At 48.7% G+C, this 13356-nt stretch carries 6 protein-coding genes; 1 reads left to right on the forward strand and 5 read right to left on the reverse strand.

What is annotated here, in order from left to right; translation table 11 throughout:
• Positions 1–726 precede the first annotated feature (726 nt).
• From FO446_RS18340 to FO446_RS18360, 5 genes are read right to left on the reverse strand one after another with little or no spacing between them, the layout of a single operon-like run.
• Positions 727–2151 carry a phosphoglucomutase/phosphomannomutase family protein gene (locus tag FO446_RS18340; RefSeq protein ID WP_237898704.1) on the reverse strand — a complete coding sequence of 475 codons (1425 nt, stop codon included), beginning with the start codon at positions 2149–2151 and terminating at the stop codon, positions 727–729.
• Between the two features lie 19 nt (positions 2152–2170).
• Complete coding sequence (locus FO446_RS18345) at positions 2171–4132, reverse strand: glycoside hydrolase family 15 protein (protein ID WP_221869122.1); 1962 nt, start codon at positions 4130–4132, stop codon at positions 2171–2173.
• Positions 4133–4150: 18 nt separating this feature from the next.
• A complete protein-coding gene (locus FO446_RS18350) occupies positions 4151–6556 on the reverse strand; it encodes a sugar phosphate nucleotidyltransferase (protein ID WP_232773319.1) in 2406 nt (801 codons plus the stop codon).
• Between the two features lie 30 nt (positions 6557–6586).
• On the reverse strand, positions 6587–9424 hold the full coding sequence (locus FO446_RS18355; RefSeq protein WP_237898706.1) for a 1,4-alpha-glucan branching protein domain-containing protein: 2838 nt from the start codon (positions 9422–9424) through the stop codon (positions 6587–6589).
• 10 nt (positions 9425–9434) lie between these two features.
• On the reverse strand, positions 9435–10055 hold the full coding sequence (locus FO446_RS18360) for a DUF4912 domain-containing protein (protein WP_173608175.1): 621 nt from the start codon (positions 10053–10055) through the stop codon (positions 9435–9437).
• Between the two features lie 337 nt (positions 10056–10392).
• Between FO446_RS18360 and FO446_RS18365 the strand changes: the two genes are divergently transcribed.
• The gene (locus FO446_RS18365; RefSeq protein ID WP_237898714.1) at positions 10393–13332 is read left to right on the forward strand and encodes a collagenase; all 2940 of its coding nucleotides are present in this window, start codon (positions 10393–10395) and stop codon (positions 13330–13332) included.
• Positions 13333–13356 lie beyond the last annotated feature (24 nt).

Below are 13356 nucleotides of genomic sequence, written 5' to 3' on the forward strand. Positions count from 1 at the left end.
GCAAAAGAAACGCAACGTGCTCGCGCTAGGAAGCGGCTACCATTTTTGCGTTTCCCCGCGAATCCCTTCGGAGCGGACAGTCTCTGCCCTCAGCGGGACGAAGCCTGGAGCCTAGACTGGAAATATTCTTCTCTTCTCCGCAGCCGCATAGAAGGATCTTCAAGTAACTGTCGCGGTGGGGAGGAAACAGGAGAAAACGCTCAGATTCTAGGGCCACCCGCTGGGAGATTGACTGCCCGGCTCCATGATAAAAAGCGAAACCCGCGTCCAAAGTCGTCCCTTCAGGAGGTATCTCAGAGGTGGACGCTAAGAGCTTGTTTCTCTTTTTTTCATTGCGCCTCGGTCGGTGTCCCTAAGATCTTCGCTTTTTTCTCCTGTTTCCTCTACGAGCTTCCTGTGTTTACCACACATTTTAAAGCTTTAAAAGAATGAAGAATGTAATCGTTTCGCCAGAGAAGAATATTTCCAGACGTAGCGACTTGTGGAGTCCTACCCAGCGCAGAAGGGATTCGCGGGCAAAAGAAACGCAACGTGCTCGCGCTACGAAGCGGCTACCACTTTTGCGTTTCCCCGCGAATCCCTTCGGAGCGGACAGTCTCTGCTCTCAGCGGGACGAAGCCTGGAGCCTAGACTGGAAATATTCTTCTCTTCTCCGCAGCCACATAACAGGTTCCTCAGCAAAAAAAGAAGAACCTGACACATCATGCAGGCTCTCCCTTTCATAATTTACACATTAATCTCCAAAAACCATTCGCGAATCGAATCTTGCAGCTTCTGCAAGGCTGCCGCATTCGTTGCTTCACAATAAATACGCACCAACGGCTCTGTGCCAGACGGACGGATCAAGACCCAATGTCCTTCCTCGAGCAACAGCTTGACCCCATCCACTCTTTGAATCTCCAAAACCTGATAAGGACCGATGAGTGCAGGTGGCTTGGCGATCATTTGCTGTACCCATTGATCTTTTTCCGGCAATTTCATATCAAGCCGCGTGTGGAACAGCTCGCCGAACTGCTCGTAGACGTCTCGCAGTATTTGATCGATTCCTTTGTTTTCATACGCGCACATTTCGGCAAGCAACAAATTGATGAGTACGCCGTCCTTCTCCGGGATGTGACCGAGAATACTCGCCCCGCCACTTTCCTCTCCGCCGATAAGCACATCGCCTTTGCGCATTTCCTCACCAATGTACTTGAAACCGACTGGCGTCTCTACCAACTCAAGACCATAATGCGTAGCCATCTGATCCAGCAGATGCGTGGTTGCTACCGTTCTCACAATGCGTCCAGTCAAGCCACGATTTTTTCGCAAATGATAGGTTAGCAGCACGAGTGCTTCATTGGGCGTGATATACTGTCCAAAGCGGTCGACGACTCCGAAGCGATCCGCATCGCCGTCATTGGCAAGACCAAGAGATGCTTGGCGTTCTACGACTTCTTTTTTTAACAAATGTAAATGCTTATCGTTTGGCTCAGGCAAATCTCCGCCAAAAGCTGCATCCGGTACCTCTCGGATACCGACGTTTTTCACCCCCGCCTCTGACAAAAAACCGCTCACATAGCCCATACCGGCACCATGCATGGCATCGACAACAACGGACAAGGAAGAGTTTTTCAAAACATCCATATTTACCATCCGTCTCAGATGCGCCTCGTAATGAGGACGCAGCACAATGACTTGCAGCAGCTTGCGGGTCTTTGCTTCCGCGAGGGAAATCGTACGCACCGATTTGGTCTGGCAGGTTTCGCTGATCCACTCTTCCAATCTTTGCGTGATCGCAGGCGTTGCGGGTCCAGCGTACTCCGGAATGTATTTGATGCCGTTATATTCGGGTGGATTGTGACTGGCCGTGATCATGATTGCGCCACTCGCTGCAAAATGCTTCACTCCAAAGGCTACGGCAGGCGTTGGCGCTGCTTCGTTCACCAAATAGGTACGAATGTCATTGGCGGTCAGGACAGCTGCAACCTCCTGTGCAAAGCGTCTCCCGAGAAACCGCGTGTCGTGTCCAACCAAAACAGGCTGCTCCTGCTGTCCGATTTCTTTGGTATAGCTGGCGATGGCTTGTGCGACAATACGGACATTCTCGACAGTAAAGCCATCTGCGATTATGTCGCGCCAACCGTCCGTACCGAAACGGATCGTTGTCATCTACTCATCTCTCCCCTCGTTACCGCAACTCATTCACCTTCTCCAAATAACGCAAAACAGTGGCAACATAAGTAGCATGCGACCATGTCAGGGGTGCAACGGACACAGGAGCACCTGTATACGGATCGAGCTGTTCGGAGAGCACGCCGCTTTGTAGGGCATGTCGTACGACCCAAGCCAGTCTGCTCTTTGGCTCTTGGAGTTCATCGAGCGATTTTGCCTTGGCAATTTCCCAATCAGCCACCCATAAAGTGCAAATGATCCATGGATTTCCCGGCACCTTCACCGTGTCATGTGATTTTTTGAAATAGTAATCCCCTTGATAGCGGGCAATTCCACCGATCGCCGTGTCTACCCGCAAACTTTTTTTGACAGCTTCCATTGTCCGCTCAACCCTCGGATCATCTACGGAAAACACATCAAGCGCAAACAAGGCGAACAAGCTGCTCTCCACCGTGAAATCTTTTTCGACACTCCCATCTGCTCTTACATAAATCCCGCGCAGAAAACGCCCGCTTTCAGGGTCGTACAGATGTTTTTCCATCGCCCCACGAATGCGCTCTGCCCCTTCTGCGTAGCGTTTGTAGCGCCGATCATCCCCGAACAACTGGGCGAAACGAGCTGCAGCCATTAAGCCTGCAAAAACCGTAGCACTGCTAAACGTAAAAATTCCCCGTCGCTCTTCCCATAAGTCGTAGCTTGGTTTTGGGAGTTGCAGCTCTGAATGGACATACTCCAGCAAAAAGCGAGCTGCCGGACGAACCAGCGTGGGATAGAGAGCCTGGCAATCTTCAATTTGCTTGCCGCTCTTGTATTGCTCCCAGAGGGCATACAGCACGAGCGCCGTCTCATCCTCCTGAATCGGGAGCTGAATTTCTCCGTCAACAATATACGGATGCCAACTGGAGCCGACAGACCCATCTGGATTGTACTTGTGCAGCAAATATCCTTCCTTATTCAAGGCGTCTGCACAAAACCGAAAAAATGGTGCGACGACTCCCGTGTAGCCCGCTTTCGCCATCGCACTCGCAATCAACGCCCCGTCTCTTGGCCACATGTAGCTGTAATGGTCGCGATTGAATTGAAGAATATCCGAGTCATTCGCTGCGAGAATCGCTCCGTTCTGATCGATTTGCGTACGCACGAGTAGCAAGCTGGTCTTGTACAGATTGACAACCTCTGCCGGAAGATCAGCAAAGTCACGCCCTTCCTTATTGACCCAACGCTGCCAATACACCGCTACCCGATTGAGCAAATGTTCCGGATCACTTTCGAGTACATACTGGTTCAATCCTTTGACAGCCTCATACGATTCACCAATGCACATCCAGTAGAAGAGCGCCTTCTCTTCTTGGGGTTGCAGGGTGAGAGAAAAAGAGATTGTACTATCTACGGAGCCTTGCGCAATCGGATTGCCAGACAAAAGACCATCCTCTGCGTCCCTCCAGGTCCCCTCCGCATAGTTGAACCGCTTGATTCCGACGCTATATTGATCGATCCCACCCGTATCCGTTTTTCCATTCGCCATGATGTACACATTGCGCTTGTAGTGATAAATGGTGCGCAGGATGGGATCAAAAACAGCGGTATCCCCTACCTCCGTCTCATTCAAGCTGAAATCGTGATGAAAAAACAGCCTGACCTCCCGCATCTCGCTCGTCAAATTTCGAACGCACACCTTTTTCAAATAAATCGGGTCACGCTGATGCACCCCATCTGCGATTTGCAAGGAGATGCCCAGATGTTCATGATGCGCATGAACATCTGTCACCAAAGACTCCTGTCCGTATCCGAGCTGCCGCGTCCAGCCGTCTTCATCCAGCCAGGAAAAGCGACCTTGTACCCATATCCCCAGCTTGCTAAAGTGTCCCCCGACATGATTCAACTGACCGACATACGGAAAATAGAGATCTCGCATGTGCAGTTTGTCATCAAAATTAATCAGCAGTTTTCCATTCCCGACGACGAGCGGTCTCGGCATGCCTTCACGTCCTTTTCGTTATAGGCTGTCGATCTCTCTCTTTTCGTGAAACTGATATTCGGCAATTCGCCTCGCATAGGAAGAAGCAAGCGTAGCCGCGGTCTCTGCCGTCGCCCCTTGCGAAATCACTTTTACGTGCGAATCCTCTGAATCGGGTAAAATCAGCACCCAGCCATTCGAATCGTACACCTTGATTCCATCGACGAGCTCCAGCAGCTTGCCTTTGTTTTCTTCCATCACTCTGCGCATGACCTTCCCTTTTGCTGCCCATGGGCAAAAGACAGTCTTTTTCTCCATATGGCACGCTGGCAACAACTCCAGCAAAACGCTGAGCGATTTTTCTTCAGAAGCGAGATACGAAAGAATTCGCATGAGACTGTAAACGGCGTCAAACATCGGATGAAAACGTTGTTCACTCGATACCTCCATCATGGACCGCGGAGAGACCTTGGTGCGTACAACCTCCATTTGCAACAGCTGGGCCATATGCTCCAATTCAATCGGGGCACTCACTGGCAGGCCGATACGCCGATGTTGACCACTGCATGCCAGCAGTTGCAGCGCCGTGATCTGTTCATTCGAGAGCTTCTCTCCATGCTCGGTAAACAAGGTAAATTGCTCGCCATTTTTATCGAGACGAACGCCTAAATCTGCTCCCTTTTTTCGAATACCTTCTTGTATGGAGCTGTAATCGGCGGTAACTCCAAGTGCATGCAAGAGTGGCGCAAGAAAAGTAGGAAAAAAACGCTGTTCACTATCGATCAGCAGTCGAAAGCGCTGACGCTGGATGGACGATACGTTCAACTGTTGAACCAAAGCGTGAAGATATGCCTCTTGTACTTGATGCTCGACTTGCAGTGCTCCCAACCGATGCAGGTTGCGAACATAAGTCTCTTGCCAGTAGGCATTCTCAACTTTGCGCTCCATCTCACGGGAAATCGGCAAGCCCGCATGATCGATGAATTGGATGACAATCTCTTTATCATCGACTGGCTCTGCCATATAAACATGAATGCCGCCTTTGCAATCCAGAGAGCGCACGCCGTACCGGATCAAAGGTGAATTGCCAATCCCGAGATCGACTGTATCAATTCCGGAAGAGCACAAACTGGTCATGATGCTATGCTTCAATAGCTGAGCAAATGGGTGTGCGCATGCCGAAAGCGCAATCTTATCCCCCGCTTGTAGTAAGTACGCGTAGGCAGCAGCAAGTCTAGTGACGAATTCGGGCGTGATGTCAACATTGCCAATGCCCTTGATTCCTTGCGTCCCAAACAAATTTTTGGTTTGCTTGGCACCGTAAATGAGCGAGGTGGTGACAGTCGCATTTTCCCCGACTTCCTTATCCGGCCAAATTTTGATTCCGGCCTTTACCACTGACTTCGCCCCAATGAGGCACTGGTCTCCAATAACCGCCCCTTCCCCGAGTTGTACGCAATCTGCAATTCGGGTGTTGCGGCAGAGGGTCGTTCCTGTGATCTCTGCTTTTTTCCCAATGACACTGTTTTCCCAAATAATCGTCCTGGACAGCTTCGTACCGGAAGAAATCACCGTATTTTTTCCCAGAATGGAATAAGCACCGACGGCAACTCCAGCCTGCAAGTGTACATTTTCACCAATATAGACAGGGCCTTCCAACCGGACTGATGAATCGATGCGAACATCATTTTCCAAGAAAATGCGCGGCGCGATTTCCTGTGCTTTTATTTCGAGATGTACGTGTCCATCCAGCAAATCAAACTGGGCTTGCTGATAAACCTCCATAGAGCCAATATCGGACCAATAGCCACTTGCTTCATATCCGTATAAAGGCTTTGCTGCCTGCAAAAAGGACGGGAAAATGTCCTTGCTGAAATCCACTTCCCGCTCTTCTTCTATAGAAGACAAGACCTCCGGCTCGCAGACGTATATCCCCGTATTCACCGTATCGCTAAAAACCTCCGCCCAGCTCGGCTTCTCTAAAAAACGGGTAATGCGTCCGGCCTCATCTGTCATGACAACTCCGAATTCCAGCGGTGTTTCTACGCGCGTCAAAATCAACGTAGCCAGTGCGTTATTTTGCTCATGAAAACGGATGGCTGCCGACAAATCGATGTCTGTCAACGTATCTCCACTGATCACAACAAAACGCTCATCGAGAAAATCGGCGCAGTTCTTCACGCTGCCTGCCGTGCCCAACGGAATTGTTTCTTCAAAATAGACAAGCGAAACACCGTAGCGAGACCCATCACCAAACGTATCTCGGATGACATCAGGCAGATACTGGAGTGTCACTGCTATCTCAGTAATCCCATGCTTTTTCAATAGATCAATCGTGTACTCCATGCAAGGCCGGTTTAAGAGTGGCACCATTGGTTTTGGCGTGTGGCATGTTAACGGACGTAGTCGTGTACCTTTTCCCCCAGCCATGATTACTGCCTTCATCTTTTTTTCTTCCTCCTTCATCGTTGCAATCTATGTTGTCATGCCGATTTCCGCAGGATCGCCAAGCGAACGGTATAGATCGATGGTTTGGCTAGCCAGAAGTGTCCAGTTGTAAAACTGTTTAACATCTTGCATTGCCGTCTGGGCCAGTTTATGCCGCTGATCAGGGTCGCGCAGTAGCCAACGGAGTTGATTCGTCAGCGATTCGGGGTCACCTGTGTACATCATGGCGCCGTTTTCGCCGTGGCGAACGATCTCTCGCAGCCCTCCCGTATCCGCAACCAGAATAGGCGTACCTAAAGCCATCGCTTCTAGTGCAACAATTCCAAAAGGCTCATACAAGCTCGGGAATACCGCCACATCAGCCAAGGCGAACAGCTCATTTCTCCTTCGATCATCTACGAAGCCCAAGAAGCGTACTTGCTCAAAAAGTCCCATCTGATGGACCAACTGCTCCCATTCGTCTTGCATCGGTCCTCTGCCAGCTACAAGCAACCTCGCATGCGGAAACTCATCGCGCAGCCTTGCCATGGACTCCAACAATAGGTGAACACCTTTTTCCCGGACCAAGCGGCCTACAAAAAAGAGAACAGGACCGTCCCCTATCGCCAACTCCTGCCGAAGCTGTTCACGATTTACATCCGGCAGGGGAATGAGATCGACACCGTTGTGAATGACACGTAATTGGGACGATGGCGTTCCGAACAGGCGCATCACTTCCGACTCCATATACTTGCTGCATACGATCATCGAGTCAGAGCTTTGTGTTAGCGTACGTTCACACTCATGAATCCTTTGCTGCAACGGTGTATGAATACCTTGATGCCGACCATGTTCCAGTGCATGAATCGTGCTGACGAGCGGAAGGGAGTACCTCTGTTTCAGTTCGATCGCAGCCCAGCTCACCAGCCAATCGTGTGCGTGGATAAGATCTGGCCGCACCCCGAGTGACCATAGTTGGGAGACAGCATCGACCATCGCCAAATTCAGTTGAAACACCCATGCCAGAAAGTCAGCTTGTTCAGAAGGAATGTACGTAGGCAAACGGTGTACGTGAACCCCTTCCATCGTCTCATCTATGGAGCATGAATCTGTCGCACGTGTCAGCACATGCACCGCTACTCCTTGCTGGACAAGATGCCTGGCGAGATCGTAGACAGCCCGGCCAAGCCCCCCTACCACATGAGGGGGAAATTCCCATGTAAGCATCAAAACAGTTTTTGTCGAAGCCTGATCTTGCGCAGCCGCTACCAATTGACGCGATACGTTCACTCTATGCGTTTGTTTAGGCAAATAGAACGTGATATCCAAGTCAGGAAAGATCGGAAAATCAGCTTCTGCTTGTGTAATAGCCTCTTCATCCAGTTGATGCTCCCGATACATCGCCAAGAGAGCGCGCATGCGAACCAAATGGTCATGAATGCGTTGTACCGCATACCGAGTGACCGTTTGACCGTCTAAAATAAACGCCCAATCACTGCTTTGGGCGAGCATCAATTCGCGTGCGGCCTGCCTGAGGCACCGTAAGGCAAGCTGATCTCCTTTCATTTCAGAATAGGTAGTAATCGCTCCGATCAGTTCCCCCTCTGCCTGATGCAGATGCCTGTATATCCAGCCATTGTTCTCGTTCAGCCAGACTTCTCCGTAGCCATTTCTTCCCCATGTAGACATCGGCAAGTGACCGCGATCCTGTTCTGGATACTCCTCCAAATATTCAGATGGTGTCATTAATTTCACTTTTTTTGAATCACAAACCGTTTTGCGTATGAGAAAATCCAAAAACTGCGGACCCTCGAACCACCAATGGCCAAACAGCTCCGCATCATAAGTGGCGACGACCAGCGGCTTGCGATCCATCCATTGACTGGCTTCCTCTACTTGACGCTCTCGGTGATACAGGAAGTGGCCCGCATGTGACGCTGCTTTTTCGCGCGCCCAGCTTGGCTCATACCAGTCTTTATCCCCTTCTTTTCCGGTAATCCGATAGTATTTCAAACCGGTATGCACGCGAATGCCGTCAGGATGGATGTACGGTTCAATGTAGCTCATCTCCCTGTCAAATCCGATATCCCTGTAGTATTCCCGATAGTCATAGTCCCCCGGATAACCATCGATCGAGCTCCATACCTGGCGGGAAGCCACTTCATCTCGGGCAAAGGCAGCCACATCATGGGGCGTAAACAAGGGAGCCAGCACACCTCTGCGAGGTAAAGGCGTCGCATGCTCTATCGTGTGACTGTCTACAAAGAAATACCGAAGTCCGGCTTCTTTCAGCAAACGATCCAGTCCAGGTGTATACCCGCACTCTGGCAGCCAAATTCCCTTCGGACGTCTTCCCAAAATCCGCTCATGTGTATCAATACCTACCAGAAGCTGTGCCCGAATCGCCTCTTCTGTTTCTACATAGGGCAAAAAGGAGTGTGTGGCAGCGCAAGTGATGAGTTCGAGGCATCCACTGTCCGCGATTTTCCGAAAGGCCTTGATCAGTTGAAAATCCCACTTGCGGCAATAGGCAATGATGGTTCGAAATCGTTCCACATACATTTTGGCGATACGGTTTTCTCGGGGTTGACTTGCGGTTCGTTTGACTTCCTTCCCAGCCAATTCAACGGTCTTCGCTAGATGTGTGCGAAAACGTGTCACGATCAGATCATCATCCAGCATGGAAAGTAATGTCGGAGAAATAGCAAGGGTCATGCGAAAAGCGATGCCGTCTGAGAGGAGTTTGTCGAAAACCATGAGCAAAGGAAGATAGCATTCCAGCATGGCTTCATACACCCAGCGCTCTTCCAGGCGATCGTCCCGATCCCCGTGTCGGACATAAGGCAAATGGGCATGCAACACGAGGGAGAAATAACCTTTGTGCACAAATGACACCTCACTTATTTGATGTTTTGGTATACAACGAATAGGAGGAAAAGTTCTCAAACCAGGAAGGTGTAGCTGGATCGTGGACGGGCTCAACTAGCGGTTCCCCCCAGCTAGCTTTTGAATGGCGTGGAGTAACTACCGTTTCCGAGCGTAATATCGGACAAAACCGATTGTGTTCATATAAACCAAAATCAACAATGTATGTACGTCCTGGCTCTACATCTTTCACATACCAGGAATGAGCCTCTTCATGTACGAACACATCTCGGACGGAATGCGCATTTTTTCCATCAAATAAGCGTTCGGTCACATCATACAGACGCAAGCCCTTCTGGATGTGACGATAATCGGCTTGCAGGTACGATGCGACCATTCTCATGCGCGGCCAAGTGATTTCCCAATAGATGAATAACACCGTCGGTCCTTGTACCATCACTTTGACAATGTCCCGACCATAAAACCCAGGCAATTGCCATTCCAATTCTCTTCTAGCGGGAGATGATGCCTCTGGCTTGGCACGGTCTTTTTGCAGACGATACTTTACTTGACCGATCGTTAAGCCGCACTCTTTGGCAATTTGTGCAATGGACATGGATCGTGAACGCAGTTCGAGAATTTTTTCCAGCATCTTCTAGCACTCCCCTCCGCCAACTTCGCCTATCTGTGATTTCCCAATGTCAATCATAGCCAATGCGGCTAACAAAGACTGTCGAATGCTGGATGCACATCCCTCCTTCTTTTGTCGATCAACAATCATGTTTTCGTCATAGGCAAACAAAAGTCGCTCTCTTTCCATACTTACAAAGCTACTTCACTAGACATTCTTTTCTTTTTGCCAAATAGGAAAAAAGAGCTATATTCCGTCATCTTTTGTTTTATTTGTAAGTATTTTCATGTTGGATACCGATACTATAAAATATTCACTTATACTTCCAAAATGAATGAAAAAGGAGTCAACGAAAGAAATGAATCGTTCATGGATTAGCATGGTAACAGCAGGATCAATTGCAATTTCAACGGTAGCGGCTGGCTTGCCACTAGCAGCTCAAGCCAAAAGCACACCGCAAATCCTATCCCAAGAGCCCATTGATTCGCAGATTGGTCATACACCTGTTCAGGAAAACATGTCGAAAACACAATTACGCCAAGCAGCCAAACAGGAGAAGTACAGCATCTCGCATCTGAATACATTGGACAATTCAGAGCTTGTTGAATTGTTGAAGGAAATCAGTTGGACGCAAATCCCCGAGCTGTTTACTTACAACGACGACACTCAGGAATTTTATGAGGATCGGGAGCGGGTTCAGGCCATCATCGATGCCCTGCAAGAGAGTGGCAAAAACTTCACCAAGGATGATGAGCAGGGCATCCATACCTATGTAGAGGTTTTGCGTTCGGGGTATTACTTGGGGTACTACCATAATGAATTAAAGTATTTGATGGAGCCAAAGTATAAGCAAAAGATTATTCCAGCCCTTCAAGCAATTACTACCAATGAAAATTTCGTCTTAGGTACAAAGACTCAAAATGAAATCATCAGTTCAACGGGAAAATTAATTAGCAACACCACTGTTGATTCAGAGACAATTGGTCTTCTGACAAAAATAATGGAGGACTTTAACGACAATCGGGATAAATGGTCAGATGATCGCGAAGCAAGCGAGGCCTTTTACAGCGTCCTTCAAGGTGTCGGCTACGTTCTGATTTGGGGAGTAGATGATTCAGAAAGAGACGAGTTGAAAGGCAGCATCGACGCATTTCTCGACCCCATTTTTGACATGGCCGAAAATGGGGAAACCTCCGCTGATCACGTATGGTTGACGAACAATGCCCTGTATTACACAGGGAAATTAGGAAGCTACTACAGTGATCCTGACAAAGCCAATGACATATTGACCAAAGCGATGAAAACGTATAAAAAGTGGAGCGAGCCCTACTTCACTGCGGCCCAACAAATCGTGGAAGCATATGGTGAGGATGCCAATGGCAAAAAAATCGACCTCGAGGAAATGAAAAAAGAAGGCAAAAAGCATTATCTTCCGCAGCAATTCACTTTTGATGACGGAGCGGTTGTGTTCAAAACAGGAGATAACCTAACAGAAGAACAGGTTGAGCGCTTGTATTGGGCATCCAAGGAAGTGAAGGCACAATTTCATCGTGTCATAGGCAATGACAAGGAGCTTGAGAGCGGCAATCCGGATGATGTACTGACTATTGTCATCTACAATACGCCTGATGAATATAAAATGAATCGCTTCTTGTACGGATACGACACAGATAATGGTGGTATCTACATCGAGGGTACCGGCACTTTCTTCACCTACGATCGGACAAAAGAACAAAGCATCTACAGTCTGGAAGAGCTGTTCCGTCATGAATTCGTCCACTATTTGCAAGGCAGATATGAAGTGCCGGGCATGTGGGGACAGGGAAAGATTTATGAAAACAGTCGCTTGCCTTGGTATGAAGAAGGTGGAGCCGAGTTTTTCGCAGGTGCTACCCGAACAGAAGGAATCAAGCCTCGCCAGTCAGTTGTAGGCAATATTCGAAATGCAGCGCCTTATCTCGATTACACTGCGGCCGATATGATGCGTGCCAAATACGGAACCCTGGCATTCTACGACTACTCATTCGCGCTTCAGTACCATCTGTTCAAGAATGATTTTGCTCGTCTGGATAAAATCAATGATACGATCCGTTCCAATGATGTATCTGCTTATGATGACTTGATCGAAGAATTCAGCCATGATCGCGCACTTGAACGTGGCTATCAAGAAACGTTAGAAGATTTGATCGACCAGTATGAAGAGTTGGATGTTCCTCTCGTTTCAGATGATTACCTACAAAAAGTAGACGTGACGAACAAAGAAGAGGTTTATCGTCAAATCGCAAAGGTTGCCTCTCTGACCGATGTAAAAACAGATGAAAAAGACTCTGGGGATTTCCGCAGCTTCACGTTGCGCGGGGTCTATACGGGCGGAACTTCTCAAGGAGAATATCAGGATTGGCAAGAAATGAACCGCCTCACCAATGGATTCCTCAAGGAGTTATCGGATCTCTCCTGGAATGGCTATGACACGGTTACGAGCTATTTTACCAATTATCGTACAACAAAAGATGGACGCTTTGCCTATGATGTCGTGTTCCACGGGAAGCTGGCTCAAGAAGATGGCTCCGAAACGGAACAGCCAAATCCAAATCCAAATCCAAACCCAAATCCTGAAGAATCGTCAATTTCATTAGGTAAGCCGATCACGGGTATCATCCATCCACAAAAACCGAGTCAGGAGTTCCGGCTCGATGTGAAATCAGCCCAACAGCTTCAAGTAGAGATGGAAACAAAGAATGGAGATAGTGTGGCGTGGCTTGTATTCCACGAGTCTGATAGAGAGAACTACATCTCCTATCCCACCAAGCGTGAAGGCAACAAGCTGATCGGATCATTCGATGCGAAACCGGGGACTTACTATGTGACTGCTTATACGTATCGTACAGGACAAGAGGACCAACCGTTTCGCTTATTGGTTACGGGGGAAGATCGCCCACAAGAGCAGCTCTATCAAGAAAACGAGAGCAATGATTCTACCGAACAAGCAAATGGTCCATTAAAGATTGGCACGACTGTTTCAGGGGACATGAAAGGAAACGATTGGCAAGATATCTTTGCCTTCCAAGTAGATAAACCAGAAGAAATACGTATTTCTTTAAACCCTCAAGAGGGACAAGGTGTGACTTGGATGCTATTCCATGAAGGAAATCTGGATCAGCCTGTAACGTACCCGCAAGAGCGGGAGGGAAATCTGCAAAGTGCCCATTATCAAGTAAAGCCAGGCCGTTACTTCTTGTATGTGTACAAATATCAAAATGAAGACGTTGTGTATACGGTAGAAACCAAGCAGCGTTAATCAGCAAAACAAAAAACACCCCCA

It is taken from the genome of Brevibacillus brevis (genome assembly GCF_022026395.1).
Taxonomy (GTDB): Bacteria; Bacillota; Bacilli; order Brevibacillales; family Brevibacillaceae; genus Brevibacillus.

Coding starts and splice junctions, on each gene's coding strand:
- FO446_RS18340 (WP_237898704.1), bottom strand. CDS start 2,151: ATGACAACGATCCGTTTCGGTACGGACGGTTGGCGCGACATAATCGCA.
- FO446_RS18345 (WP_221869122.1), bottom strand. CDS start 4,132: ATGCCGAGACCGCTCGTCGTCGGGAATGGAAAACTGCTGATTAATTTT.
- FO446_RS18350 (WP_232773319.1), bottom strand. CDS start 6,556: ATGAAGGCAGTAATCATGGCTGGGGGAAAAGGTACACGACTACGTCCG.
- FO446_RS18360 (WP_173608175.1), bottom strand. CDS start 10,055: ATGCTGGAAAAAATTCTCGAACTGCGTTCACGATCCATGTCCATTGCA.
- FO446_RS18365 (WP_237898714.1), top strand. CDS start 10,393: ATGAATCGTTCATGGATTAGCATGGTAACAGCAGGATCAATTGCAATT.